This is a genomic window from Flintibacter porci, assembly GCF_041925195.1.
In the GTDB taxonomy this organism is placed as follows: domain Bacteria; phylum Bacillota; class Clostridia; order Oscillospirales; family Oscillospiraceae; genus Lawsonibacter; species Lawsonibacter porci.
Genome location: NZ_JBHEVB010000003.1, coordinates 238,358 through 263,035 on the forward strand (window position 1 = coordinate 238,358; position 24,678 = coordinate 263,035).

24 protein-coding genes are annotated in these 24,678 nt (G+C 51.2%); 8 read left to right on the forward strand and 16 right to left on the reverse strand.

The genetic code is table 11. The features are described from left to right. Nucleotides 1-553: 553 nt before the first annotated feature. Entirely contained in the window at nucleotides 554-796 is a 243-nt protein-coding gene (locus ACEVJL_RS04620) for a hypothetical protein (RefSeq protein WP_374737034.1), read from the forward strand. 103 nt (nucleotides 797-899) lie between these two features. On the opposite strand, the gene ACEVJL_RS04625 is transcribed toward ACEVJL_RS04620, so the two are convergent. Further along, nucleotides 900-2,192, reverse strand: a complete 1,293-nt coding sequence (locus ACEVJL_RS04625) for an ATP-binding protein (RefSeq protein ID WP_374737035.1) — start codon at nucleotides 2,190-2,192, stop codon at nucleotides 900-902. A gap of 209 nt (nucleotides 2,193-2,401) precedes the next feature. On the opposite strand from ACEVJL_RS04625, the gene ACEVJL_RS04630 reads away from it, so the two are divergent. The 5 genes from ACEVJL_RS04630 to ACEVJL_RS04650 all read left to right on the forward strand — a co-directional run bounded on the left by ACEVJL_RS04630 (nucleotide 2,402) and on the right by ACEVJL_RS04650 (nucleotide 5,811). After that, nucleotides 2,402-2,605 (forward strand): antitoxin VbhA family protein, encoded by a 204-nt coding sequence (locus ACEVJL_RS04630; RefSeq protein ID WP_374737036.1) that lies wholly within the window; start codon nucleotides 2,402-2,404, stop codon nucleotides 2,603-2,605. Further along, a complete protein-coding gene (locus ACEVJL_RS04635; protein ID WP_374737037.1) occupies nucleotides 2,598-3,221 on the forward strand; it encodes a Fic/DOC family protein in 624 nt (207 codons plus the stop codon). The genes ACEVJL_RS04630 and ACEVJL_RS04635 overlap by 8 nt, the downstream gene beginning before the upstream one ends. 226 nt (nucleotides 3,222-3,447) lie before the next feature. Beyond that, nucleotides 3,448-3,801 carry a BlaI/MecI/CopY family transcriptional regulator gene (locus tag ACEVJL_RS04640; RefSeq protein WP_374737038.1) on the forward strand — a complete coding sequence of 118 codons (354 nt, stop codon included), beginning with the start codon at nucleotides 3,448-3,450 and terminating at the stop codon, nucleotides 3,799-3,801. Nucleotides 3,802-3,811: 10 nt separating this feature from the next. Next, a complete protein-coding gene (locus ACEVJL_RS04645; RefSeq protein ID WP_374737039.1) occupies nucleotides 3,812-5,221 on the forward strand; it encodes a M56 family metallopeptidase in 1,410 nt (469 codons plus the stop codon). Between the two features lie 23 nt (nucleotides 5,222-5,244). Beyond that, nucleotides 5,245-5,811: a hypothetical protein gene (locus ACEVJL_RS04650; protein ID WP_374737040.1), complete on the forward strand. Its 567-nt coding sequence runs from the start codon at nucleotides 5,245-5,247 to the stop codon at nucleotides 5,809-5,811. 839 nt (nucleotides 5,812-6,650) lie between these two features. Here the strand turns inward: ACEVJL_RS04650 and ACEVJL_RS04655 are convergent. The 6 genes from ACEVJL_RS04655 to ACEVJL_RS04680 form a co-directional block, all read right to left on the reverse strand. Further along, complete coding sequence (locus ACEVJL_RS04655) at nucleotides 6,651-8,186, reverse strand: hypothetical protein (protein ID WP_374737041.1); 1,536 nt, start codon at nucleotides 8,184-8,186, stop codon at nucleotides 6,651-6,653. Nucleotides 8,187-8,233: 47 nt separating this feature from the next. Further along, a complete protein-coding gene (locus ACEVJL_RS04660; RefSeq protein ID WP_087389072.1) occupies nucleotides 8,234-8,782 on the reverse strand; it encodes a DUF5697 family protein in 549 nt (182 codons plus the stop codon). Nucleotides 8,783-8,797: 15 nt separating this feature from the next. After that, the gene (locus tag ACEVJL_RS04665; protein ID WP_374737042.1) at nucleotides 8,798-9,946 is read right to left on the reverse strand and encodes a replication initiator protein A; all 1,149 of its coding nucleotides are present in this window, start codon (nucleotides 9,944-9,946) and stop codon (nucleotides 8,798-8,800) included. Nucleotides 9,947-10,036: 90 nt separating this feature from the next. Further along, nucleotides 10,037-12,172: a VirD4-like conjugal transfer protein, CD1115 family gene (locus ACEVJL_RS04670; protein WP_374737043.1), complete on the reverse strand. Its 2,136-nt coding sequence runs from the start codon at nucleotides 12,170-12,172 to the stop codon at nucleotides 10,037-10,039. Next, the gene (locus ACEVJL_RS04675) at nucleotides 12,165-13,280 is read right to left on the reverse strand and encodes a hypothetical protein (RefSeq protein ID WP_374737045.1); all 1,116 of its coding nucleotides are present in this window, start codon (nucleotides 13,278-13,280) and stop codon (nucleotides 12,165-12,167) included. Before ACEVJL_RS04675 ends, ACEVJL_RS04670 begins: the two co-directional genes overlap by 8 nt. A gap of 267 nt (nucleotides 13,281-13,547) precedes the next feature. Further along, nucleotides 13,548-14,207, reverse strand: coding sequence for a hypothetical protein (locus ACEVJL_RS04680; RefSeq protein WP_374737046.1), 660 nt, complete (start codon nucleotides 14,205-14,207; stop codon nucleotides 13,548-13,550). A 125-nt stretch (nucleotides 14,208-14,332) separates the two neighbouring features. Here ACEVJL_RS04680 and ACEVJL_RS04685 point away from each other — a divergent pair, with 125 nt between their 5' ends. Further along, complete coding sequence (locus ACEVJL_RS04685) at nucleotides 14,333-15,049, forward strand: hypothetical protein (RefSeq protein WP_374737048.1); 717 nt, start codon at nucleotides 14,333-14,335, stop codon at nucleotides 15,047-15,049. A 47-nt stretch (nucleotides 15,050-15,096) separates the two neighbouring features. Here the strand turns inward: ACEVJL_RS04685 and ACEVJL_RS04690 are convergent, their stop codons facing one another. The 9 genes from ACEVJL_RS04690 to ACEVJL_RS04730 form a co-directional block, all read right to left on the reverse strand. Next, nucleotides 15,097-16,530 (reverse strand): VirB4 family type IV secretion system protein, encoded by a 1,434-nt coding sequence (locus ACEVJL_RS04690; RefSeq protein WP_374737049.1) that lies wholly within the window; start codon nucleotides 16,528-16,530, stop codon nucleotides 15,097-15,099. Beyond that, nucleotides 16,518-17,339 carry a thioester domain-containing protein gene (locus ACEVJL_RS04695; RefSeq protein WP_374737050.1) on the reverse strand — a complete coding sequence of 274 codons (822 nt, stop codon included), beginning with the start codon at nucleotides 17,337-17,339 and terminating at the stop codon, nucleotides 16,518-16,520. Before ACEVJL_RS04695 ends, ACEVJL_RS04690 begins: the two co-directional genes overlap by 13 nt. 62 nt (nucleotides 17,340-17,401) lie before the next feature. After that, nucleotides 17,402-18,523 (reverse strand): S-layer homology domain-containing protein, encoded by a 1,122-nt coding sequence (locus ACEVJL_RS04700; RefSeq protein WP_374737051.1) that lies wholly within the window; start codon nucleotides 18,521-18,523, stop codon nucleotides 17,402-17,404. A gap of 400 nt (nucleotides 18,524-18,923) precedes the next feature. Further along, nucleotides 18,924-19,676 (reverse strand): class D sortase, encoded by a 753-nt coding sequence (locus ACEVJL_RS04705; RefSeq protein WP_374737052.1) that lies wholly within the window; start codon nucleotides 19,674-19,676, stop codon nucleotides 18,924-18,926. Next, nucleotides 19,673-20,776, reverse strand: a complete 1,104-nt coding sequence (locus tag ACEVJL_RS04710) for a hypothetical protein (RefSeq protein ID WP_374737053.1) — start codon at nucleotides 20,774-20,776, stop codon at nucleotides 19,673-19,675. Before ACEVJL_RS04710 ends, ACEVJL_RS04705 begins: the two co-directional genes overlap by 4 nt. 85 nt (nucleotides 20,777-20,861) lie before the next feature. Next, nucleotides 20,862-21,266: a type II toxin-antitoxin system RelE/ParE family toxin gene (locus ACEVJL_RS04715; RefSeq protein ID WP_087389079.1), complete on the reverse strand. Its 405-nt coding sequence runs from the start codon at nucleotides 21,264-21,266 to the stop codon at nucleotides 20,862-20,864. Next, the gene (locus ACEVJL_RS04720) at nucleotides 21,238-21,681 is read right to left on the reverse strand and encodes a hypothetical protein (RefSeq protein ID WP_374737055.1); all 444 of its coding nucleotides are present in this window, start codon (nucleotides 21,679-21,681) and stop codon (nucleotides 21,238-21,240) included. The genes ACEVJL_RS04715 and ACEVJL_RS04720 overlap by 29 nt, the downstream gene beginning before the upstream one ends. A gap of 84 nt (nucleotides 21,682-21,765) precedes the next feature. Next, nucleotides 21,766-22,794 (reverse strand): ParB N-terminal domain-containing protein, encoded by a 1,029-nt coding sequence (locus tag ACEVJL_RS04725; RefSeq protein ID WP_374737056.1) that lies wholly within the window; start codon nucleotides 22,792-22,794, stop codon nucleotides 21,766-21,768. Further along, entirely contained in the window at nucleotides 22,781-23,608 is an 828-nt protein-coding gene (locus ACEVJL_RS04730; RefSeq protein ID WP_374737057.1) for a ParA family protein, read from the reverse strand. Before ACEVJL_RS04730 ends, ACEVJL_RS04725 begins: the two co-directional genes overlap by 14 nt. Before the next feature lie 234 nt (nucleotides 23,609-23,842). Between ACEVJL_RS04730 and ACEVJL_RS04735 the strand changes: the two genes are divergently transcribed. Further along, nucleotides 23,843-24,637 (forward strand): hypothetical protein, encoded by a 795-nt coding sequence (locus ACEVJL_RS04735; protein ID WP_374737058.1) that lies wholly within the window; start codon nucleotides 23,843-23,845, stop codon nucleotides 24,635-24,637. The last annotated feature ends 41 nt before the right edge of the window (nucleotides 24,638-24,678 follow it).

The following is a 24,678-nucleotide window of genomic DNA, read 5'->3' on the forward strand; positions in this document are numbered from 1 at the left end:
TATCTATGGTCTTCTATAAGAGAAATTACATAGTTAGCACAAGATACAGTATGTCAACAGATGAGTTTAAAATACATTAAACATATTTACCCAAAAGTATCATATACGCTTGTGTGCACCAAAAATAAGTTCAATCGGATAATTGTCGCTACACCATCCTACAAAATCTAATCTAAATGCACTTAGAGAATTCCGTCCATTTTTCTTTATGAGTAGTCTCGTGTTTTGCTATAACAAATAGAAATATGACAGTCTGTTCGGAAAGAAAGTCCATGGACTACTGTCACAGTAGACATCAACTTGAAATGATCCGCAAATTCATTTTAGATACTGCTACAACGATATAATGCGCCGAACCACACTGGAAGTCAAACATGTTTTAGTACTTTTCAATCCGAGCGGCATCTATTTTGACAACTGCACCTTCAATGGCGGCCTTATGATCCAGGGCGACTATCATGCTATGATCAGCTTAGGCAGCGGCTGTTCCTTTGGGGATGGGTCCATTATAACCTGTAAGGAGGTTACGCCCAGAGCTGCAAAGGAGACTACCATGGAAGATAACTTCGTCAAAGTGTTTGTCGCCTGCGAAGGAGTTGCGGTGGAGACGGAATGCGCCGTCAGTGTAGTGACGTGCGGCCCTGATGTAACCTTTAACGGCACTGTTTACAGCAAACAGGATCTTGTGTCGGATGATGCGGCCTTCTTGGGTGTTTACTGCACTTATGAGAATGACAGCATGTCCTATGTTAAGCTTGCCATCGGTGAAGATGACAGTTTGGAATTTCTGGATTGATCAATCAACTATATTTTGGCCCTCTACCTACATTAACGGTAGAGGGCCTGCTCATTTTATTATTATACTTTGCATAACATAGCGCAATCCACAAATTATTTTTTTAAAGTAAGTCCTTTGTTTTTCTGGCAAGATACAATGGCATATTGGTAATCAAGCCGTTCTTCAAATATGGGCGTTTGGATATCCGGATTGCGTGAGGCGGATGCTTATCATTGACGTACCGCTTAAAGGTGGGGGCAGATTTATCTTCCCCTCCCTTGACCTCTACCGGAATAATCTCCGTACCATATTGCAGGACAAAGTCGATCTCGCCGCTGCGGTCTGAAAAATATCTGGGTTCTATTTCGAACTGCCCGCAAAACTGTTGTAAGACATAATTCTCAGTCAGCGGACCTTTGAACTGATAATTGCTCTGCAGAAGGATTGCACTGTTGTCTACGCCGGACATGTGCTTGAGAAGCCCTGTGTCAAAGACAAAGAGTTTGAAGCTATCCAGCTTATCAAAAGCAGCAAGCGGATGCTCCATCTTGGAGACATTGTAGGCACGATTGAGCATTCCGGCAGACACAAGCCACTCGATTGCTTCCTCAAAGTCCCTTGCCCGGCCTCCCTCACGGACGGCACCGTACATGAACTTCTCATTAGGTTTGGCCAGTTGAGCGACAATACTGCGAAACACCATCAGGATGCGGCCGCTGTTGACTTTCCCGTTATGTTTGGAGAAGTCGTTCTCATAGACCTCAATCAATTCACGCTGGATTTGAGAAATTTTAGCCGGGTCCTTGTGGTTGACCCATGAGGTCACACACTCCGGCATTCCTCCTATGATCAAATAGAGGTTATATGCCTCCATGAGTCGGTTATGGAAGATCTCTTCAATGAGCTGCTCTTTCTGAATGCTGCAATAATACTTATATAGGCTTTCATCCGTTGCCTCCAGAAATTCGTCAAAGGTCAGCGGATGGATGTTCAATAGATTGACCATTCCGACTGGATAGGACTTCGGCTGCGCCAGCAGTGTTCCAAGCAAACTACCGGCCGCGATCACATGATACTCGTTGGCCTTCTCCTTAAAATATTTCAGGGTATTCAAAGCCTCTGGGCACTCCTGAACTTCGTCGAAAATGATAAGGGTCTCACCAGGAAGGATCTTCTCACCGGCAACCATGGAAAGTAGCTCTATGATCCGCTGGGGATTCTTATTTTTCTCAAAAATGGACTTCAGCTCGTCCTCTTCATCGAAGTTAAAGTAAACATAGTTCTGGTAGTAGTTCCTGCCGAACTCCTTCATGAGCCAAGTCTTGCCTACCTGACGCGCACCTTTGAGCACCATCGGTTTGCGGTCTTCGCTCTCTTTCCATTGAACCAGGTCGCGCATTGCATTACGTTTCATCCGGATCGCCCTCCTTTCCTCGGGGCAATTACAGTGTAACACATTTTTTCAAGTCATTCAATGAAATAAAAACACATTTTTTCAATAATGAGCGACATGATTTTACACATTTTTTCAATTTATATTGCAGAAGACCTGAGCTCTGTGCTGGAAATCAAAGTACTCCTGTGCTATACTGAATGAAAACTATGCGAGGAGGTGAAGGTGCATTGAGTTCTTTGCTACAAAAGCGGATCGCAGCGGTTAAGGCAGCAGATGCTGTCAGTGCCATCGAAGGCACTCCAATCTCTGACTATGCCAGAGATCTTTCTGCAAGCTGGGCCCGAGGGGAGATCACCGGAGAAGAAATGAAAGATGCTCTGTTGACCTATCACCGCAAGCTCGCAGACCAAGAGCGCCGGAGCCATGTCTGATCCGTACTTCTATATAGATGCTCCCGTTTTCAGAAATAAACTGGGAACTAGGGATAAAACAACGCTGAAGCGCATTGAAGCAGAACTATCCAGAGCCAATATGATGCTCTTATACGAGAAGGGATTTGGGGACTTTTCTCCAGCCGGTCTGTGTGAGATCCACTATGCGCTGTTTGGTGACCTCTACGATTGGGCAGGCCAATATCGTTACATCGGTCTTGAGAAACCGGAGCATCTGTTGTGCGGGCGCAGCGTCTGGTATAGCAGTGAGAAAGATATTTCGGAAGATCTGAAGGTGGCTTTTAGCAGGGTGCTCTGCATCCCCTGGGCTGAACTCAACCGGGAGCAGTTTGTCTACGAAATGGCCCGGACGTTTCCGCCCATCTGGCAGGTACATCCTTTCAGAGAGGGAAATACACAGTCTGTTATCATGATGATGTTATTTTTTACGGAGCACTATGGATACTCTGTAGAACAAACGTTTTTGGAGAACAACGCAAGCAATCTTCGCGATGCCTTCGTGATGGCTTCACTGGATCAATTCTCTGAGTTTGAATATCTGGAACAGCTCTTACTGAACTCTGTGCGTAAAGAGCCGCTTGAATATGGTGAGTAAATTTTGAATATTGGTCTGTTTATATTTGAAGAAACTCCTGGCTCTCAACGAGAGCCAGGAGTTTCTTGTGCGAAACATGCTCAGTATAGCCGCAGTTTATAGAAAAACATCTTATTAGGTTAAGTGCATCATCCGCGAATAGACTACAATTATAGTCTTGACAATGATAAGGGGAGGTGCTACACTGAAGGCGTCCGGACTATAATTGTAGTATGAGGTGTGCACCATGGAATTGTCAAAGTCAGCTTTACGCGTTATGAGTGTGCTCTGGGAACGAGGTGATACAACTGCAAAGGAATTAAGTATTATCCTGAACCAGAAAAATGGTTGGAATAAGAATACCACTTATACTGTAATCAATCAGTGCATCAAGAAGGGCCTTATTGAACGCAGAGAACCCAATTTTACCTGTCATTCACTTGTTGATCAGAAAAATGTCCAAATGTCAGAAGTAAATAATCTGATGTCAACGCTTTTCAAAGGCTCCCCAAAGCTTTTATTTTCTACTCTATTCCAAAGTTCTCATATAACACAGTCGGATATTGATGAACTTCGGGAGTTAATCGAAAAAATGAAGTAGGAGATATACTATGATGTATTGGGCAGAAACCTCTTTATATGGGAGTTTCTTTGTTTTGTTTATTTTGGCTGTCCGGAAACTTGTAAAACACCATGGACCTCCAGGCTTTTTGACAGGAATGTGGTGTTTTGCGATAGCACGGTTCTTACTGCCAGTTCAGGTTACGAATGTTTTAGGGCTTTTCTCGCTCCCTAAAGCCCCTAATAGCTCTTATACATTCACTACTCCATCGTATACAGACCTTCAGGAAGTAAAATCTACCATCGGATCGCCAAATCTCAACAGTCCTAACGTTGAAAAAGATTTGATACTAGACTTGGACTCCATTCAGTTGGTTTGGATCATCATTTCCATCCTTTTGGTGAGTGTTTTTATTGCTCTTTGGGTTTACTGGCAGCTTAGGTTTTTCAAATCAACAAATTCTCAGCGTAGCGCAGTTACGGAATGGCTGAACAACAACAATGTGAGTAGACAGATAACGGTCAAGGATTATTCTGGAAGCTTAACCCCCTTGACTTATGGCTTCTTGCGGCCAGTTATTCTTCTACCAACCTCGATTAAGGACAAAGATGTACCAGTGATTTTGATGCATGAATACACGCATATTAAGCGCGGAGACAATTTTACAAAGTGTCTCTCTATTCTGGTTGTGTGTCTGCATTGGTATAACCCGTTTGCATGGTTGCTTTTCGTTTTATTGTCTAAGGACATAGAGATCGACTGTGATAGAATGACAGTTTTGAAATTGGGGTATCAATCAAATAAAGAATATGCAAGCGCCATCTTAGATGCAATAGAATGTAGCACTCTTACAGTTTTGTATCCTTGTTGTTCGAAGACTGACCTGCATGAAAGGATTGCTTTGATTATGAAGACAAGAAGGACTAGCCCCAAGGCGTTGTTGCTTGCCATCGTTCTTGTGCTTGTGATGTCTTCCAGCCTTTTGATAGGTGCAGCATCTCCTGTGTCGACTACTCCTGTCTATCCTCAGGATAGTGGTGGTGTTGTCGTGGATGGAGATGTTGAACCGTCGGTTAATATTTCCCAGAATATTAATGAGTATGGGTTTGAGCAGTTAGATATTGCCGTTGGAAAATACGCAGATGCGCCTATACGAATCTACAATGGGGATATGTGCGTTTTTTCCGAAAATGGAACCGGCTGGAAGCTGTCACAAGGAGACGTTCTTGAATTAGAATTGCAGATGGCTCAGGTAAAGCATTATGAAAGCAAAGGACAGACTGCTGAAATCGGCTATATCTGCAATGGTGAGATGCATGAATTAACGGGAGAAGAAATCTATAAGCTCAAGCAAACAGGCAAGTTTTCTTTTTCCGCACCAGTGGATGGTGTCTATAATTTCTATCTGATCAACTACTGTATCGACAGCATGTATTTGATCGAAGCGTCCGTACTTTAATTAACAATGGAGGTTAATATCTTATGAAAGCATTTAAGCGATTTGGCGTATTGTTTGTGACTTTGGCCATGTGTCTTTCCATCACCAGTTTTGCTTCTGCGGCCGAAGTGCCTGCAGATAATATGGCACAGCAATTTCAGGAGCAGGCCGATCAGCTGGGCGCGGTTATCGGGGTGTCTGTTAAACATGCTGATGGGTCAGAAAGCAATTTCACCTTTGATGGACGTCCCATGACCTCCGTAACGTACGATAAAGATGGGAATGTCGTCCCGATGCCCCTGTATGATTATGGCTATGCGAGAATCCCTGCTGCTGGAACAAAAAAATACTATAATGAAGATGGAGACCGTTTTACCTTAGAGAAAGGTGACGTTTTGGATGTAGTTGTCGCCCTCGACTTTGCGGCAAAAATTTCCATCGGATATGACCGTCTGGGCAACACTACTTACGTGTATAATGCTACTGAAAAGAAGTATGCACATCGCACCTCAATCACAATTGGCATGGACGGAAATTATTGCTTTGTTGTCCGCAATGACTCCAAGACAGATTCTATCATGGTGGATTACGCTCAGATTGAATCTGTATAATTAAAACTTTTAGATAAAATCGCTCAATAGTACACATTTTTACGGGTAGCCAAAGTTTTGGTTGCCCGTTTTTTATATTCTCAATTCAAACATATGCATAACTGATTCTTATTTTGTAACCCTCAAAGCTTGGGGCGTAAAATCGGATCGCCACTTCGGTGCTTAGGCGAGGCTGCAGATGATTTACTACATGCTATTTCGTCGGGTTATACCTCCTATTTACCGGTTTTCTTAGCGTAACAATAAACTACACCTACAGGAAACAAACTTCTCCCCCAAGTCACATACACATACGATGAACTATGCCAAAGCTATCAAGTTGCGACTCAGACTAATGCGGTACCATATTGACATCTTGTAGAATCTATGATAAGCCCCAAAAGGAAAAAGAACACATTCTAGTGACCATGTACCGAGTAGAAAGGATGGCTTATAAATGACAGTCAAGGAATACCTGAGTGAAATCGAAAAAACAAGACTGTCCCTGAGGTGCTCCGTGCATATCGAAACACCTTTGAAGATCTCTCTGTAGACATGGCAGCAGAGCTTTTGCAAGATACTTGAAGTAATGAACTTGGTTGTCAATAAAAACAAAAAATCGGCCCCCTGAGCAAAATCTCAGGGGACCGATTATCGTTCATAGCCTGTATTCTGCAGCTAAAAAAGCAGATAACATATCGCTTCTTTCCATTGCGCAGGAGAATAGTCCTCAGAACAAAGCTGCCTGATAGCCGTATGAATGGGCCCTCGATCAGGAAGAAAGCGCAGATCAGATAGGTAGTCACACCCTACCAGCGTCTGCAGATCCTCCAAAAGCTGTTTATCCTGCCCCATGCCACTCACCACTTGGACAAGATGCGCCCATAAATTAGGTGGCGCTCGTAGTCGAACTGCTTGATCGCCAGGATCACGGTGTCTCCACCGTGGAAGTCACTGTCCGAATGGCGGGTGGAATAGAGGCACAGGCACACCGTTTCATCGGGCAGCGTACAGAACACGCCGCCGCCGTATTTACCGGAAATGACAGCCTGTCTGCGGCTGCCGATGGGGTGGCGTTTGATGGCGCCGAAGAAGGGGTTCGCCATGGTCTCCTTGACGGAGACCCACATCTGACCGGACTGCCGGTTGTATTCTTTCAAAATGCAGTCCAGCTCCTGACCAGGATGGTACCGCTCCCGGAGATCGGGGGTGGCCGTATAGGTTAAGTCCTTCTGGCTCAGGCTCATGTCCCGGCCACCGCACTCCACCAGGCACCGCTTGGGGCCCACAGACAGCACGCGGCAGGTAAGCTTTTCTCCAAGCTCGTGGCCGTTCCTTGCTGTATCGAAGAAATGCCGGCGCGCCAGCATGGCCATCCGGCGGGAGCCAATGGCCACGCCGCCCTCGCGGTCCACGTCCATAATGGTGTAGTCGATCTCAGCACCGGTCATATTGCGCAGCACGTAGGGGGGGCGCTCCTGGCCGGGCATCCACACCTCCGTCTCCGGGACCAACACCTTGACGCGATAGCTGATGATGACCGCGCACTGCATTCTGCGCCGCTCGATCTGGCCGGTCTCCCGGTTCCGGACTGTGAAGGAGTGGGTGTCAATGCCCATGATCCGCCCAGTCAGAAGGGACTTGGAACGGTAGGAGGCATAGATGGCATTCCATTCCTCCCGCTCTTCCTCCGTGAGGTCCCGGTCCAATTCATTCAGGTCCAATGAGAGGAGCGCCGGCTTGTTTTTCAGCGGCCTGCTGGCAAACTGCTCCTTGGGGCCCGTTTCTGCAGCGGCCGTTCTCCGGACCCGCCGGGGCCTTGCTCCGCCGGCAGGCGGCGCCGCCGCAGGTGCAGACGCCGGTTCGTCCGCCGGCTCTTCCGCGCCCCCAGGGTCTGCGCCGTCCAAGGACACTGCTTCCGGATCTGCCGGTTCGCCGGTTTCCTCCAGAACAAATGCTGCCGTCTCGGCATCATGCTCCTCACCGCCGGGGTCAGAAGCGTCTACCCCATCCGAAGCATCTTCGTCCAAGGCGGCCTCCACAGGGTCTCCATCCTCAGATTCGCCCTCACCGGGCGTCTCCTGGGGCGCCTCTGCGGGGCCCTCCGCCGCCTTTTTCCGGGACGTACGCTTACGCTTGGGTTTCTCTTCCGCGGGCTCCTGGGCCTCCTGAGCGGTCTCTCCGCTGTCCTCCATGGGAACATCGGGCTCCAGCTGCCCATCTCCCTGCTCGGCAAAGGAGGCGGCATCTTCCGCAGCACCGTCGTTTACCCCGTCACCGGCAAATTCACTTTCCCCGGCGGTGCCCCCCATGGGAACATCTTCAAGCAGCACAGCGCCGCTCTGCTCCCCGCCATCGTTGAGCTCCATCCGTTCTTCCTGTACGTCGTAATTCATAGTCTGACTCCTTCCTGTATGGTTTGAGATTGGTCCGCCATTGCGTGTCATTGCCGGGCATCACCTCCCTTAAAGAACCGCAGCCTGCCTTCCTGCCGGATGACAAAGTAGTGCCGCTGGCGCAGATGGAGAAGCTGATGCTGCTCCAGACTGGTGAGAAACAGGAGCACGGTCACATCCTGGGGCTGCTGGGCTAGGAGTATGCCGGTGATCGACTCGCGCCCGGGTTCCACCGGCAGCACGCCGAAGGCGTCGATCCGCCCGCCCTCCCGCTCCAACAGAAAACACAGCTTATAGGGCGGCATCCGGCTGGTCAGCTGAATCGGCGGTCCAGACGCCAGCGAGAGGAGAACGTCAAGGGCGCACAGCATTGCATGGTCCGCCCCCTTTCCCCTGAGCTCCGCCAGACAGATCAGCCCGTCGTCCATGGGGATCAGCTCACCGGCGTAGCGGAGGTGGCGCAGGATGGCTTCGCAGTGGGACTGCACTTTGGCAGGGTCATAAAGCCGCATGAGGGGAAGCACCTGATCCTGCCGCATCCATCCCGTCTCCCGCAGCACGCCGAGAAGAAACTGCTGGTCTTTCGTCAAAAGCATCTGCCCCGCCCCCTCTCACGCTCCGTCGCCGGAATACCCGCCGAGGCTGTTGAGATAGGGGTCAAGCAGAAGATCGCTTTGTGCCTCACAGATTGCATTAAAAATGACCGCCATGGTATAGGCGGTCGAGTTCTTGATGGACCTCTGATTTTGATGCAGTTTTCGCTCCACAGTCTGGAGGGTGGTGCTGTCCAGATCCCACAGCCGGGAGCGTACGTTGGCCTGGGGCAATACGGCCCGCCCAATGCGGTATTCTTTCGTGTAGAACAGCCGCTCAATCGCGTTTTCAAACACCTTTACCGTTTCCGCGTCGAACAGCCATAGCGAACAGTTCTCCAGGATCTGCTCCAACTGCTCCTGCTCGGAAAGATTTCTCCACCACTGTCCAAGTCTGTCCGTCCCCTCCGGATAGCCCTCCGGTGGGATAGATAGACTGACTTCAGTATGAATCCGCTCAGTATGACTTGAATCAATATAATTAGGGTCCCGCTGGTCGATCTCTGCAAGTTCTGTTTGCGCACCTCTTGAAGTTTCATCCCCGGCCCTCATGAAGTCCCTGTTTGGAACTTCTGAAGCAGACATAGGTGCGCCCGGTGCCTGCTGGTTGGGATCAAGAAGTTCTGAGCCGGCACTTCTGGCCAGTGCTTGTTCCTCCTGTGATTCTGCTGCAGGTGCCCCTTCTGCAGGCCCTTCAGGGGATTCGCCCGGGGCATTCATGGAGCCCGGCTGTTCTCCGCCGGCTGCCTCGTGCTCCGGCGGAACAAACGGCGCGCTACCGTCCACCACTTCCTCGTGCTTGACCAAAGCCAGGTAGATTTGATTGGCGTCACCGCGCCCGCAGCGGCGCTCCCAGATCAGCCCGGAGGCCGACAGCTCTTTCATGGCCTCGATGATCTTGTGGTAGCTCACCTGCATCTCCGCAGCCAGGGAGCGTCTGGTATAGACGATGAACACCTCGCCGTCATCGTTGATCCAGCCATTGAGCCTGGAGAGCTGAAAGCGGTTGAGCAAAAAGGTGTAGGCCACCTTTGCCACCAAAGAGAGCTCCATGTATCTGGAGTCCGTGAACAGCCACCGGGGCATCTGGAGATGGTAGATATTTTGAATGTCGCCCTGCTTCATCAGCGGGAAAGACGGCTTTTTTGTCATGGGTGCTGCCTTCATGGTGATTCACTCCTTTTCCTATCAATCGAATTTGGGGATTGCCGTCCTGCCAGGCAAAAGGGAAAGGAGGAAGATTTCTTCCTCCTCTGCCTATGACCCGCCCACCTCGTCCGGCAGCATTTCAATCAAATCAAAGGCTCCGTAGGGAGAATCCACATCCGGCTGATCCTCACCGCCAGCGTCCGGCTCCGGGGCCCGCTCGCACTCTTGGCTGGTGCACTTCCCGGTATCCGATGCGGGTTGGTGAGCCGCTTCTGGCTCGGAAACTGTCGGGACCGGATCGCCTGCAGACGGAACCGGCTGTTCTGCGGATTGTGCCGCAGCCTGCTCGGTCTCTGTTTTTGCGGTCTCTTCCCAGCGGCGCCATTCGGGAACATAATCGGCGATCCGAACATCATGCAGCTTGGAAAAGCTGGGATGCTCTTCCGGTGTGATCTTATAGAGCTTCAACGGCTTCTGGCCGCGCAGCAAAACGATGCTCTCCCGGTTATCCATCCGCAGGATCTCGTCCGGGAGCATAAGGGCGCGCTGGGTATTGCTCTTGGTCTGGCTGTATGGCCGGGTGGAATTATAGACTGGGGAGAAAAGCGGCTGGAGGGGCATCTGATTGTTTTCCACCTTGATGGTGACCATGCCGCACTTTTTGGAGATATAGGTCGCTGTATCCACATCATTGCATCCAAGGCAGATCTGAATATCCGTGCAGCCAATGAGCTCCTCCCACTCGGTTTTGGGGTACCGGTCCTGCAACTGAGGGATGGATTGAACCACGAGTTGGCAGAAGATCCCGGAGCCGCGGCAGAAATTCAAAACCTTTTTGAAATCGGGCAACTTTCCAATATTACAGAATTCCTCCAAACAGACATTGACCTTGATGGGAAGCCGCCCATGCTCTCCGTGTCGGCGCCCATAGTCGATAAGCCGAGAAAAAAGTTGGGAGAAGAACAGCGAGCTTAAAAACTCCAGCGAAGAATCCTGAGCAGAGATACAGCAGAAAAACGCACAGGGTCTCCTGCCGGGTAAAGTCAGGTCGATCTCGTTGTAGGAAGTAATCTTGTCTACCAGCGGGTTTTGAAACACCGAGAGACGGTTGCCCAAGCCAATGGCGATGTTACCCCAGATCTGGCGGTTTGCCAGCTTGAAGATGCCGTATGGTGCCAATGCCGGATGATTTTTGGGAAGCGTCTCAAAGCGCCGCTCCAGATCTGCAAAGGATTCGTTGGACAGCATTCGATAGATGGCGCCCAGGGACCTTTGCTGGATCGGCAGCAGCTCATTGGTCCCAGGAACCGTCTGGGGCGCGACATAGTGCATCAGGGCCATGAGGAGGTTAAGCTCTGCTTTTTCCCAGAAGTCCTGCCGCTCATTGGCGTTAGAGGTATTCTTGATGATGACTTCTGCAATGGACTGTACCAGATCCTTGTCCTTTTCAATGCCACTCAGGCAGTTCCATGCGTCGCTGTTCTCCATGTCCAAAAGATTAAACATTTTCACCTCATAGCCCTGTTCTCGCAGAAACGAAGAGGTGCTTTCATAGAGTTCTCCCTTGGGGTCCACGCAGATCAGACTTTCCTGTGTATTCCGTTTTGCAGCACACTGGAGGATAAAGGGCTTCACCAGACCGCGTGTCTTTCCGGAACCCGTAGCGCCATAAGCCATGATGTGTTCAGTAAGGCCGCTGTCGGGACGCAGCGATACATATTCGGCGTACTTGTCGGCATCGTCCGGATCGTCCTTCTGCTTCCCCAGGATCGTCCCGGACAGCTCAGAGATCGGACCGGTCAGCAAGACCTTTTCCTGTTCTTTTTTTGACATGAAGCCGGAGGTACCGTGGGTACCGTCTGGCAAAATGTCAAACCCACGTTTATCTCGAATGTATTTATAGCCGGAAAACCAAATATAGCCTTTCTTGGTGAGGAGGCAAAACATCAAGAAGCAAAAGCCGGTCACCCCCAGGCCGGTGGGGGTAAACACGGCGAGCCAGTTGGAAAAGGGATTGACCACCCAGATCGTGGTCACAACGGCCGGATTGCCTCCAAAGGTTGACTCGATGCCCAGGCGAATGGAGTTGATCAGCATTCCGTAAAAGTACCAGCAAAACAGCGCCAAAGGAATGTAGAGTTTCCACTTTCCCTTGCGCCGCTCCAAAAAGCGGTCCAGTTTTTTCCCCCAGCGGGCCGAAATGCGGTCCTCCAAGTGAGCCAACTTTTCCGATAGTCTAAACATGTACCAGCCCGCCTTTCCATCTCAGCGGTTCATCCGGCCAGGGGTCGCCTGTGACACAGCGATCTCCAAACGCGGCCGCAAGCACCTGATGATTGATACGAAGCGCCCGGATCGGAGCCCCCCGTGGGAATTGATCCAAAAGAAGCCCGGACATCTGACCTTCCAAGGCAGCCACGAGGATCTCACGCCGACTCTGTTGGACGGCATCGCGGCAAACCCGCTCCAAACGTCGCAGGTCCATGTCCACAGCGATTACAAACGGATTCCCGTCCACATGGCCGTCAGCTTCGGGGAGCCGGCTGTCTTTGGGATTCCACCGGGCGCCAAAGGCCGCTTGTGCAATGCGGGCGCGATAGTTCTCCTGACGCATGATCGCCAGCTGCATGACTCCAGTGTCATCGCAGGCCACTAGAGACACAGGAATGCCCAGCTGAGGATAAGCCTGACTGTAATCGATAAATCCCTTCTTTCCATTCCGCTCAGAAGGCGTCTGAGTGGATATTAGCTCATAGAGGGAACGATAGCTTTCCCCCGCTAGAATCAGCGCCTGGGGCGTATCCAGCCGTTCGCTGAACACGCTGGCCAGGTTATGAAGATGGGATAGCTCGTTGTTCATAAAAAAGCCGGGACTTTGCCGACTGGCGTACTGGAGAAGGTAAGCACAGTTTCCCCAATGACCGAAGCCGACACAGCTTGCCGCATTCATCAGGTTTCCATTTCCGCCGCGAAGAGCGAAAGCGGGCAAAAACACAGGCTGCCGTTTCAGCCGTTCTACGTTGTCATAGGCGGGCTCAATTCCTGCCCCCAGGCAGGTAAGCAGAACGGTCCCGACTTCTAAGCGGCGACGCAGGGCCGGGCTTTGGGCGTATGGTCGTTTGGTGGGTACATGACAGGGGACCTCCAGGGAGGTCAGAAATTGATAACCCTCCGGGGAGGGCATCAGATACTGATTGCTGCGGGAAAAGGTCAAAAGTCCCAGGGCGGACAAAAGCTCCGCTTCCCGGTAAAGCTGTTTCAGGGAACGACGGCTTCGCAGCGGCGCCAGGGGGAGCCATTGATAGGCTCCTGCCAGACGGAGCAGGCCAAAGTCCCTGCGGTCATAAAGCATGGTAGCCCTCCTCTCGGATTCAGGGCTCATTTGTAACGGTAGGTGGCATAGGACATCTACAAATTTGAGATGTAACCGATGGTCTAACGCTTCAAAAGGCCGTATGCGCATAGAAAAAGTGCCGGACCATCAGTTACATCCCGGCTTGGGAGTCACCGATCATCCGGATTGAAATGGGGCGCCTTATGTAACGGAAGAAATCGGGCATCTCCGCCGCCAGCGCAGCGGAATGTAACCGAAATCCTTGCAGGAAAATGTCTGGAGCAATCAACGGAAGATGGGGTATTGATCAGCACGCATACAGAAGAAATCCCCGGCATCCGCCCCAGGAAGGACATAGATATGGCATACCTGCTCCGACGAGCGCGTGGAGATGAGACACACGCCCAGGGTGTACTGGTCATCGTCCTCGACCACTCGTCCTTTGAGGGCGTTGGAGATCGCCTTCCAGCCCTTGTTGTCCTGATCATAGACCTGCCGGCCGTGGATGTCGCTGTGCTCGTCGATTACCAGTAGAGCCTCTTTCAACATGGGGAGCTTTCCATGTCTTCGCTCCAGACGGTCCAGAAGACGGGTCACCGTGTCAGTGATCCATATGGGGCTTGCAAAGCGGCAGTTGGGCAGCAGGGTGTTGAGCTGGATGTGCAGCCATCCAAACTCGTTGCACTCCGCCCGGCCGGCAATCTCCAGAGGCTCCAATACAGGCTTATAGCCGATGGGTTGGGTGGGATACAGATAGTGGGCGCAGAGCGTCCGCAGCTCTACAGTGCCCTGTTCCATTTGGAAGGCAGTCTGCTCCAATTCCTTTGACAACTCCACAGACGGGGCCAAACTCTGGTCCAGCAAGGCAGCGATCCGCCCGCTGGACTTGAATGCTTCAAAAGTAATCTCTTGGATTCGTTTGATATTTTCCTTTTGCTGTGCCATAATTTATTCCTCGATTCGCGTAAATATAATGATGCTACTTCCGTGTATTTTCTCAACATAGACTGTAGATTGATGAATTCAGCTAGGACTGTTAAAATAAATCTATTATTTATACTTTGGTGCTTATGAACAAACTATTTGATAAATTTTGGAAATGGCTTCTTTGGTCTGCTTTATTTGCTCTTGGTATTCATTGCTTGTTTAAGATACCTGCACCGCTTCCATTTTTTGAACATGTATGGGGCGCTGGCGACATATTATCTTATATCAGCACCATTTTATTGGCGTGGATAGCTTATTGGCAAAATCAACGTTATAAAGATGAAGCTGATAAGCATCAACAAGAGCAAGAGGCAATATTAGAAGACACAAATAAGAAATTTTTACTTTTGCAGGAAAACATAGACCGACAAACTCGGATGCTGTTATCGCTAGAAAATGAGAAAATGATCCCAAACATCCAAATAGGAAGCGGGCTTACAGACTCCGGAAGATTGCGCCGTATCACGGTTTCATTGTCTCAAAAATTAACGTTTGGAACAATATCGGTACACTTAAAAAACATTGGAATCTCTGGTGTTAATAACATTGTATGCAACAAATTATCCATTAACGATATTCCATATGAAGCAACTAGTTCACCCGAAGTATTTGTAATTGCTCCAGGCGAAGTCTGCTTTTTAGAGACTCCACACCTCTCAGGAGAGACACAAACTATAGATTTTGACTTTTTGGTGTGGAACACGATTGGAAGACGCTTTTCAGTTCGTTATCGCCTTCCTTTCGTTAAGGGCCATCCAGAAGGAGGTACTATCCTTGATATCAAAATAGATGATTTATAACGACAGAGGCACACCACTCAAGATTGCGTGGTGTGCCCTTTATGTGGTCAACGATTATTTCTTGCTCTCAAATCGGTGGGCGAAGTGGTAATGGCGTCGTACTCCTTGGGCGATACATGTACTGCGATAGGAACATGGTTGTGGCCGATGCAGAGAAGCCCCTCTCCACGATGGAAACGGGTAATCATCTTGGTCTCTTCTTCGGTGAGATTCAAGACCTTTTGAATGAGCCGGGCCTCCTGCTCCTCCATCTGCATGACCACCTTAATGCGGCAGCTGTCCAGGATGCTCTTGCCGTACTTGCCGCCGTCCAACGCCATCATATCGGCCATACCCTGGGAGGTAACGCCGGCAATGCCGCCCTGAGAGCGAATGAGCTTTACCATGCGCACCGTATAGTCGGCAGCCAACGGATTGGAGTGGGCGCCCACCAGCTTCCACAGCTCATCTGATAGCAGGGCGGTACCCACATCGCCGTTTTGGAGGATGATGTCCGTGGCAAAGCCCGTGGCTGCATAGACCCATGGGAGCATCAGATCGTCAGGCAGACCGGACAAGTCGATGACGGTATAGGGATTATCCGGGTCGATGTTGCACGGGCCGCCCATGGAGATGGCGGAGCCGGATACATAGCGTGTCAGTACCGTTGCCAGATGTTCTGTCTGGGGCTTGGACATGAGAACGTCATACCAATCCTTGATGACGGGCATTCGTTTGGGCGTCACGCCGTCCTCCTCAAACACAGAGGCATTGTCGAAGGTAATCCCGAAATTGTTGTAGCACTCGATCAACGCGGCATCAATGTAGGCTCTGTCCTCCTCGGTCAGATTTTTCTTATTCAGCGAGTACCATCCGGTGAGCCAGGACACTTTCTCAGCCATCAGTGAGTCGTGGCGCAGGCCTTTGGTACGGGCATTATAGGGGTCGTCCCGGAAGCGTCGAATGTCCATCAGGCCAATACTGTCGTCGGAGGACGGACCCAGCTTGATGTACTGGCCACCCAGAGCCTCACAGAGCGGGATATATTCGTGTCCTTTTTCCGGGACAATATAGATTACCTTGCGCTGCTGCTCCCTCACACGCTTTCCAATGCACTGGAGGAGCACGGATTTGCCGGCACCGGTATTGCCAAAACCTGCGAAATTGCCGTTGGTGTATTTGTAGTCGTCATAGAAGTCCAGGAACACCGGGGAACGGTTGTAGAGATTTAGGCCGAGGAAAATGCCTTTCTGGTCGCTCAACTCGAAAGACGCAAAGGGGAACGATGCTGCCACACCAGAAGTCAAGGCATTTCGGCGGCTCTTGCGTTCAATGTCAGGGTCAGAGATCAGCAACGGAAGGAAAGAGAGAAACGCCTGCTCATGTTTGTACTCACACCGCTTGGCCAGCATATCGGAGGCAACGCACAGCGTTTCCACCGCGGTCATGCGCTGTTCCAGAGTGTCCGGATCGTCGGCGATTACTTCGATCAGGGTGTGCATATAAACTGTCCCTGGAACACATCCCCCGTAGTGGTCAGTGGCACCTCCTCGATTTCCCGGTTGCTGCTGTCTACCAGTTTGGTCCCGGAGGGTACATTTTCAGGCAGTGTGAGACCAATCGTCTGTCCGATAGCCCAGGTGTCACTGGTCACAGTAAAAATTTGCTGGTAGTAGGCCTGTCCATCCACTTGCACCGGATAGGCAGTCTCCCGGTCTGCGGAGACCGTTAACTTGGGAGACACCAGCGAATCCCACTGCATTCCTCGCCAGTAGATGTCTCGTGTGGCCTGAAGGACGCGCTCAGCCGCCGCCCGGTCCGAGCTGTTCAGGTTGGGATTGATACCCAAGCCGTCCAGGGACCAGGAATCCAACAGATAGATCCAAAGGGCCGTCTTGGTGGCGTAGTAGGCCTCCTCCACGTTGTTGACGCCCAGGGTTTCCAACGTGATATGGGGATAGCCGTTGGCAATGATACCGCAAACCTTGGGGTCCGATACCAGACGCTCCCCGCTATACTTGATGGCAGTCCCCTCCGGCACCAGAGCAGGGACTCCGTACAAGCGCGGGTCCACACAGTAGGCCGGGATCTCCTGAGTCTCCCCGGAGATGGGTGATGTGTAGTTGTAGTAGGTATAGTGCTGGGTCTTGATACTACCATTCATGGTGAGCCAGTTCAGATCCATGTTCTTTGCATAGACATTGACCTCCGCCATAGCCTCCTCCAGTGTGGGGGCCGCACTGGCAGGAAGGGCAAATGTACCCACCAAAACCAGGACAGCCAGAAGGAGAGAAAAAAGTCTTCGTAACATGCTGTACCTCCTCATAACATGATGCCAGGCACACCGTTTGGTGTGCCTGGCCCAGAAGTGATTTATCGGATTGTCAGATAGTATCGGGTATGCTGGAACACTCCGTTAAGGTAGTAGTCCCAGGCTTCCACATAGTAGGTTCCATAAGGTAAGTTTGAAATTTGTTTGGTCAGCTCCCCCTCGTTCCAGGGCCAGAACACCTGTGTCATAGCTTCATACGCTGCCGGAATTCCCAATTGAATGTTGAGCTTGTTGTTTCCCTCACGCTGCGCTACCGCATACAGGGTGTACTGCATCCGCCGGGTCTCATAGAGGTTACGGAGAAAGAGCTCATCTCCTGCGTTATTAAAGTGGCGGGCTACCGGCTCCGGGAGTTCTACCTGCGGGAAGATACTTCCGTCCCAGACAGCACTTGGCAGATTCTGGAGGTTTCCAGGTGCAGCAGTTCCCAGATAATATCTGTCTACATTGATAACCGTATAGTTATTTCCATCATCACAGCGGATCACATCTCCGACCTGGGGAACATACCGAGAACCGTCAGCGGGCGGATTGATCGAACCATCTGGATTTTTACTGATACCCGTGGTAGACGGAGTCTCCGGCTCCTCTGTGTCCGTCGGACCTGTATTCCCCAAAGCCCGGTAGATCATGACTGCCAGATCGCCTCGCGTAACTTCTGCTTTGAGCGCAGCTTCGGATGTAATCAGCCCCTGCTCCAGGGCAGTTTGGCAAGCGGTGGAATAATCCCATTCAACCTCCTGCAAGGCCATATACCTTAGAACAACTGTAGAGGCAGCCGCAGGGGTCACACCATCATAGGCGCCGAAGGCTCCAGTATCATAACCGACCATAAGGCCGTTAAAATAGCAGTAGCCTACATAGAGACGGGCCCAATCTGGGACATCCGGGAATTTGCACTGATCGGAATAAAATACTTGTTCGGCCTGAACATGCTCTGGATTTCCATTCAAGCGAGTTAAAATCGTGGCCAGTTCTATCCGGGTAAGCCCTTTGTCCAGATTCATGTTTCCGGCCTGATCGCCCACCATGATTCCTTGCTTTTTAAGATAGCTGGCCGCGGTCTCTTGTTCAGAGGAAACGGCAGCCGCAGCTACTTCTGCGGAAAAAACAAACAGTAGACACAGGCTGAGAAGGAATGGCAAAAAGCGTTTCCAGTTCATTGATTTAAGCCCCCTTTCGATACAGCGTTGTTTGAGCACTCACCTTTAACTGCCGGCAATCCTGATCGTACTCACATTTCTGGAATGTATTGAGTCCCCATAATTCAAGTTGTTCTGCGATCTCATTGGGGACGTCAAATGTCATATCCAAGCAAATGCGAAGAGTAGAGTCATCCGGTTTCCGGCCCCTTTCGCTTGGAAACTTCCATGTCATAACGGTGCCCCCTTTCCACCTGAAATGTTTCCTCAAGCCCAAAATAATGCGAAAAAGGAGCCATGTCAAAGGTTTTTTTGAAACGCCTTTGCCGATAAATCAAAAGTTACTTATTATATTCCTGTTATTGCCGTTTTTTGCTTTTCGAGGGACGAATTGAGGTCATAAAAGTTTATTTTGAATTTTTTATGAACTGACCTCGACCGCCTGGACACAAACCCGTTTAGTAGGCTGGTCTGCCAGACAGGTGATAATGGTAATGCGGTTATCCGATGTGGCATTCAGATAGCTCCAATCTGTCCAGTCGATGATCTTGACAGCGCTTACCGCATAGGTACGCGTTCCCAGACTGGTCTCATAGCGAATGGTATCGCCGACATCCAGGTTCTTGATTGAGCCGATGTTGTGACTCGATCCTCTGTTGTGACCACATAAGCCAATGTTTCCACCCCATGCACTGGTGCTGGGGAAGTGGCCCACACCATTTCGCATGGCGGCCGAGTCTGTACCCTCATAGGCCTTATAGCGAATCCCAAGGCTAGGGATAACCAGGGTACCGATACTGCCATCGGAACGCTTTACTTCACTGGCGGAAGTGAATTGCGTTGTCGGAAGTGTGGAAACATCTCCCCATTGGATGGGGTAACCGTCCGAACTGCTGTCCGGATAGATGCTTCCGTTGCCCGCGTTGATCCCATATTCCACAGTAGAGCCACCGCCCACCGTGGAGACCGGGGCGCCGTCAGCCAAGGGGTCAAGGAAGTCCACAGCGTTGATGCCGCCGTAATTGTACTGCGCACCGTAAACCTCCTCGTAGGAAGTGCTCCCATAATAATCCTTAGGCGACGGCGTTTCAAAATTGTAGTCCGCAGCAAAAGCAGGGGTGGTCATGAGCATCAAGCCCGCCAAGGAGAGCAATAGCCCTCTGCATCGTTTCATAATTCATCATCCTCCTTTTCGTCTTCATTGATTGCAAACCAGTAGTTGTCATCCCCCTCGAAAGGTTCCACCAGGTGTGTACGACTCCCGCCATACATCTGGATGGTGATGATCCTGCCGGCAAGTTTGTGTGCCAGCTTGTTGGGCAACTCCACGCTTGCATCGCCCGCCGGGTACTCCCGCAGTTTAGTGAGATCCAATTTGGGGGTGCGGGTGGAAACCCGTTGCTTGCCCAGTTTTTTGTAGGCGACACCTCTTGCGTTCATGGCATAGATTACTGCATTGGGTCGGAAGCGCACTGCATACACGATGCCGCCTAATACCAGAAGCAGGAGAATCGCGCCAGGCACAGCCAGCCAGAGCGGCTGGAAAGTAACCGGCGTTTCAACAGGGGTGCCCAAGTAGGTGACCGTGTAAGCAATCGACTGAATGCCTTCAGCTATGACTTCTCCGGTATAACTGGCCGTAGTCACATAGCCGGTAGCCACGCTCCGGCTCCCAGTTGCCGTATAGGTTGCCGTGGCTGTGTACGAGGTGGGGACGAGAGTGTCATCAGCCAGACCCGTGCCTGTTACGGTCCAGGAAATATCACTCAGCGTCAAGGTACTGCCGTTTTTCACGGTCGTTGTGGGGACGCAGGAAGGATCGTTCCGGGACAGTCCCGGAAATTGCTTCGTATCAGTGATGGTATAGTATTTCGTGGTGTAGCCTGCGGCCTCAGTCTGAATGGTGGTATGATCCAGAGTTAACGTACCAGAATAGCCGTCCTTGTTGTATTCCATGGTAGGGGCCAGCTGCTCAAGTATTTTTGCCAGATCATCCGTACTGGTTTCCAATGTGACAACTTCCGTTTGTGCCTTGGAATCCTTAAATGCCTGCTCTTCCTTGACGGTTTCAAGGTGATGGTAGGTGTAGCCCTCCAGCTCAAAGGGTTCCTCGATCAATTCGCTGGGGTCGGCATCAGGGGGAAGGGTGTAGGTCTTGATGATCAGCTGCCTGCCGTCCCGGTTTTCCGATACCACATCTTCCGGGACATAGGCCGCAGAGGCCGTGACAGTCAGCATACACAGGAGCATCAATAATACAGCCGTTCTCTTCATACCTTCGCCCACCAGCCTTTCCAGAGCGCCAGGAACAGCGTGGGAAGCCCAATGATGAGCCCCGCCCAGATCAATTTGTGTTTCGTCATACTGTGATACCTCCATTGAGAAAAAATTTTATGGATAGCTCCTGAATGGAGCATGACCCATCCTTGATGTACGCCAGGTAGTCCAGAGAGCGTTCCAGCGCCTGCATGGTGTTTCTCTTATGGCGCTTGATGAACGGAGCTAGAAAGAGAATGTCGCCGCTGTCGGTGAGTGTGAAGATGATCCGAACCAAGTTCTTGCTTTTGGCTCGCAGCTCATAGAGAGCCTGGTATCGTTCGATGGAAAAATGCTTCACATAGGGTTCCCGCATCACTGCTGCGGGCGATTGCAAAAGCATGGCAAAAAGCGACATGAGCTTTTGTCGCTGCTTTTCATCCAGAGTATCGAAGAACTCCAGGAAGGGCGTAGCGCCCTCAACCGGTACAACAATCTGCAACTTCATGCGCAACTCTCTCCTTCCCAGTGCAGGCCTGGCCTTTCATCAGCTCCATAAGCCGCTCCACAAATCCCAGACAGAATAGGGACAAGGCGGGGGCACAGCCGGCCAGCCACCAGATGGGATCAGGGAGCGGTTTGCGGATAGTATCATACTGGAGCGAAATCAGCAGATAGATATTCTGGCAGTCCTTTCGGGCGGACAGCTCAGAGAATGCAGCCGCCACGGCAGAGACCTCCTCCTGGTCCGAGTAGAAATCACACAGATCATCAAAGAACAGGCCTGCAAATATCTGCACAAAGGCGCGCATGGTCTCGATGTTTACTTCGCCGGTGGGGTGAAGAATGCCCATACGCTCCAAACGTGCCGCTGTGGATTCATCAAAAGGATCTGAGACACGAAGATACAGGTTTTTTGGCATATTACCTACCTCCTATTTGATTTGAAAAAGAAAGGCCCGACGCTTCCTTATCGGAAGCGCCGAGCCAGTACTTTTTGCTTGACTCTATAAAGAACTCTTTGTAGTCTTAAAATAAAGTTCAAGTGCCTTTTGAATGGTTTCTTCGATTTCTTTTGCAGTTGCCTTCTTTGGGAAATACGACTCGAAATCCGCTGAGAGCGTAACCGAGATGCGGCGCCCGGGCCATTTTGCGGTAGTGGTCTCCTCGGTCAAAATAGCTTTGATTTGGGCAGCATCCAAATTTCCCGCTTCAAAGAGTGCCCGGAGTTTTTTCCCCTTTGCAGTGGACAGTGTTGATTTCCCAGTGGAAATGTGCTGATAGATGCATTTCTGAAGGTCGTGATCTTCCACAAAACTGACTTCGTAAGCGGCCAACTGTCCCAACTGCTTTCCGGTATCCATGAGCAGCAGCAGGGGACGGTACAGCGTCGCATATCGACAGTATTTGGACACCTTATCTCGGGTCAACTCATATTCCTGAGCAATCTTCTCGTCAGTATGGGACTTTTCCTGAGTGTCAGGAGAAGTCTCTGCCGCTGTCAGAAGATCTGTGCGGCACCCCTGTCGCTTCATCATATTGTAATGGGCCGCCACACAAAGCACCCGTTGGGAAAAGAGCATGTCTGCCAGAGAGCGCTGCCGGAAGTTCATCTCAAAGAAGAGGTCCTCTGCAGTTTCCATGGTCAAATCAGTCCGTACCACTGCCGGAATTGTGGTGCAGCCCGCGGGGAGCGAGGCATTGACTCGATTATGTCCACTGATGATGATGTAACGTCCATTGCTGGTTTTCCAGACTAGAATGGGTGTCTGCACCCCAAGCCGACGAATGCTGTCCACCATATCATCCAACCGCTGCCCGGTATAGAGAGGAAAATGTTCCTCATGTCCTGGGAAGCCATCCAGCTGTTTCAGCGGAAGGGTACACAGGGTGCCATTTTCCATAGGTGATGGAAGGTCATCATGATGGAAAAAGCAATCATAAGCTTTTTCCTGTGGCTGCCCTGTGGCCAAGTTGGCACTTGCCTCGTCCTGCTTACGCTGCCTAAGCGCATTTTGCACTCTATTTCTTGGCATAGGACAGCACCTCCCGCGCTACCGCAGAATATGCTTTCGCTGCGGGATTGGTGGGCTCATATTCAAAAATACTTGCCGCGTCAATGGGATGCTCCGCAACACGGATGGAGAAATCAATGGGGGCGGAGAAAACGGTGAACACATTGCCGTAGTCAGCCTGGATCTCGTCCTGGATACTGCGACACAGATTGGTGCGTCCCTGATACATGGTCAGCAGAATTCCGCCTACTGTGAGGGCGGGATTGATCCCCTGACGGATCGTTTTGATAACTTCCAACGTATCGGCCATATCCTCCATTGCCAGGTAATGCGCCTGTACGGGAACAATAGCCTGGTCCGCGGCAGCCAAGGCGTTGATTGTCAGCAGATCCATGCTGTGACCGCAATCGATCAGGATGTAATCGTACCGCTCCTCAAAATACTTTAGGACACTGGCCATGACCAACTCACAGGGGGTACCACCACTGTCGCCGCCCCGATACCGGCTGCTCATTTGCAGCGCCACCAGCCGACTGGACACAGCGGCCAGCTTTGAGTTCGCTGGGATGTAGTGGACGCTTTCTCTTTGGACAACAGTCTTATCTGCAAAGAACTCAAATTCCGTATCGTCCAAAACTGCATTCATTAGGTTTGCCAAAGTGTATTTGAGGTTTTTCGGGTCAGCCCGCATAACCTTTGTCAGGTCTCCCTGCGGATCATTATCCACAAGAAGGACACGTTTGCCCGCAGCGGCCAAGGCGGCACCCAGGTTGGCACAGGTAGTGGTCTTTCCAACGCCGCCTTTTGAGTTCGTGATTGTTATAATCCTACACATATTTGTCTCCTTCGCCAATTTAAAATTGCATTTCTATTTTATTAGCTGTATTTTCTTTTATAAGTCTTCTGTTCTAAGATTCTATGGGGTTATCAGATTGAGCAGTCACGCCTAAATTCAAATAGCTTGTCCGATCAGTTTAAACGTTAGCGGGATACTTTCACAGATTTCTCAACATAGCATTTCGGAGCTCTGTCTTGATGAATTCCGTGTCCTATTGCTACTCACTCCCACGTGGTCGAGCCCAAATATCCCGGCGCGGTGGAGGAGTACGTCAACCTGGGCCGGGCCTATCAGAGAGAAGGATTGCAGGAAGTGAAGGGAGAGCTCATGTCCTGCATGACAGGCTACAAGGCCTGCTACCAGCGGGCCTATCGGTGTCTGGGTGCCGCGGCAGCCATTCAGGAGGATTTGCGAGCCACCCTCACCACCCCTGCCCTGGAGGAGCGGCTGGCCAAACGGGCCAGAGGGATTCTCAGCCGGGAGCTGAAAGCTCGACCCGCGCTGCCCGGACAGGTAAAGCAGCGCTTTCTGGGCGCGGTCACCCACAAGGGGGTTATGACCTTGTACGACACGGCCCTCATTCAGTGTCCCAAGGTCTATGAGCTCCATGACCGCTGTGGTCTGGCCCATGGGCTGCTCACCCATTTGCTCTCCGGCGCGGTGGCCAAGGGCTACGACGTGGTGGCCTGCCCCGATCCCATGGCCCCCCAGCGTCTGGCCCATCTGCTCATTCCCCAGGCCGGGCTGGCCTTCCTCTCCGTCACCCCCGGTCAGTCTCCGGCGGAAAAGCCCTGGCGACGGGTGCGCATCGAAACCGGCGTGGGCGGCGACCTGATGCGCCGCAGCCGCCCCCGCATCCGCTTTGCCCAGAAGGTGGGGGAGGCTCTCATGGAGGAGGCCGTGGCCTCCCTGGCCCAGGCCAAGGCCATGCACGATGACCTGGAGGCCATCTACCACCCCTACGTGGACTTCTCCCTGGTAGACCGCACCGCCCAGGAGCTGGCCCAGACCATTCTGGAAAAATAAAGAGAACCCCCGCCGGGAGATGTATCTCACGGCGGGGGTTC

Excerpts from the sequence above, each read along its gene's own strand:
- ACEVJL_RS04620 (WP_374737034.1), top strand. The coding sequence starts at position 554 with ATGGAAGATAACTTCGTCAAAGTGTTTGTCGCCTGCGAAGGAGTTGCG.
- ACEVJL_RS04625 (WP_374737035.1), bottom strand. The coding sequence starts at position 2,192 with ATGAAACGTAATGCAATGCGCGACCTGGTTCAATGGAAAGAGAGCGAA.
- ACEVJL_RS04635 (WP_374737037.1), top strand. The coding sequence starts at position 2,598 with ATGTCTGATCCGTACTTCTATATAGATGCTCCCGTTTTCAGAAATAAA.
- ACEVJL_RS04640 (WP_374737038.1), top strand. The coding sequence starts at position 3,448 with ATGGAATTGTCAAAGTCAGCTTTACGCGTTATGAGTGTGCTCTGGGAA.
- ACEVJL_RS04645 (WP_374737039.1), top strand. The coding sequence starts at position 3,812 with ATGATGTATTGGGCAGAAACCTCTTTATATGGGAGTTTCTTTGTTTTG.
- ACEVJL_RS04650 (WP_374737040.1), top strand. The coding sequence starts at position 5,245 with ATGAAAGCATTTAAGCGATTTGGCGTATTGTTTGTGACTTTGGCCATG.
- ACEVJL_RS04655 (WP_374737041.1), bottom strand. The coding sequence starts at position 8,186 with ATGAATTACGACGTACAGGAAGAACGGATGGAGCTCAACGATGGCGGG.
- ACEVJL_RS04660 (WP_087389072.1), bottom strand. The coding sequence starts at position 8,782 with ATGCTTTTGACGAAAGACCAGCAGTTTCTTCTCGGCGTGCTGCGGGAG.
- ACEVJL_RS04665 (WP_374737042.1), bottom strand. The coding sequence starts at position 9,946 with ATGAAGGCAGCACCCATGACAAAAAAGCCGTCTTTCCCGCTGATGAAG.
- ACEVJL_RS04670 (WP_374737043.1), bottom strand. The coding sequence starts at position 12,172 with ATGTTTAGACTATCGGAAAAGTTGGCTCACTTGGAGGACCGCATTTCG.
- ACEVJL_RS04675 (WP_374737045.1), bottom strand. The coding sequence starts at position 13,280 with ATGCTTTATGACCGCAGGGACTTTGGCCTGCTCCGTCTGGCAGGAGCC.
- ACEVJL_RS04680 (WP_374737046.1), bottom strand. The coding sequence starts at position 14,207 with ATGGCACAGCAAAAGGAAAATATCAAACGAATCCAAGAGATTACTTTT.
- ACEVJL_RS04685 (WP_374737048.1), top strand. The coding sequence starts at position 14,333 with ATGAACAAACTATTTGATAAATTTTGGAAATGGCTTCTTTGGTCTGCT.
- ACEVJL_RS04690 (WP_374737049.1), bottom strand. The coding sequence starts at position 16,530 with ATGCACACCCTGATCGAAGTAATCGCCGACGATCCGGACACTCTGGAA.
- ACEVJL_RS04695 (WP_374737050.1), bottom strand. The coding sequence starts at position 17,339 with ATGTTACGAAGACTTTTTTCTCTCCTTCTGGCTGTCCTGGTTTTGGTG.
- ACEVJL_RS04700 (WP_374737051.1), bottom strand. The coding sequence starts at position 18,523 with ATGAACTGGAAACGCTTTTTGCCATTCCTTCTCAGCCTGTGTCTACTG.
- ACEVJL_RS04705 (WP_374737052.1), bottom strand. The coding sequence starts at position 19,676 with ATGAAACGATGCAGAGGGCTATTGCTCTCCTTGGCGGGCTTGATGCTC.
- ACEVJL_RS04710 (WP_374737053.1), bottom strand. The coding sequence starts at position 20,776 with ATGAAGAGAACGGCTGTATTATTGATGCTCCTGTGTATGCTGACTGTC.
- ACEVJL_RS04715 (WP_087389079.1), bottom strand. The coding sequence starts at position 21,266 with ATGAAGTTGCAGATTGTTGTACCGGTTGAGGGCGCTACGCCCTTCCTG.
- ACEVJL_RS04720 (WP_374737055.1), bottom strand. The coding sequence starts at position 21,681 with ATGCCAAAAAACCTGTATCTTCGTGTCTCAGATCCTTTTGATGAATCC.
- ACEVJL_RS04725 (WP_374737056.1), bottom strand. The coding sequence starts at position 22,794 with ATGCCAAGAAATAGAGTGCAAAATGCGCTTAGGCAGCGTAAGCAGGAC.
- ACEVJL_RS04730 (WP_374737057.1), bottom strand. The coding sequence starts at position 23,608 with ATGTGTAGGATTATAACAATCACGAACTCAAAAGGCGGCGTTGGAAAG.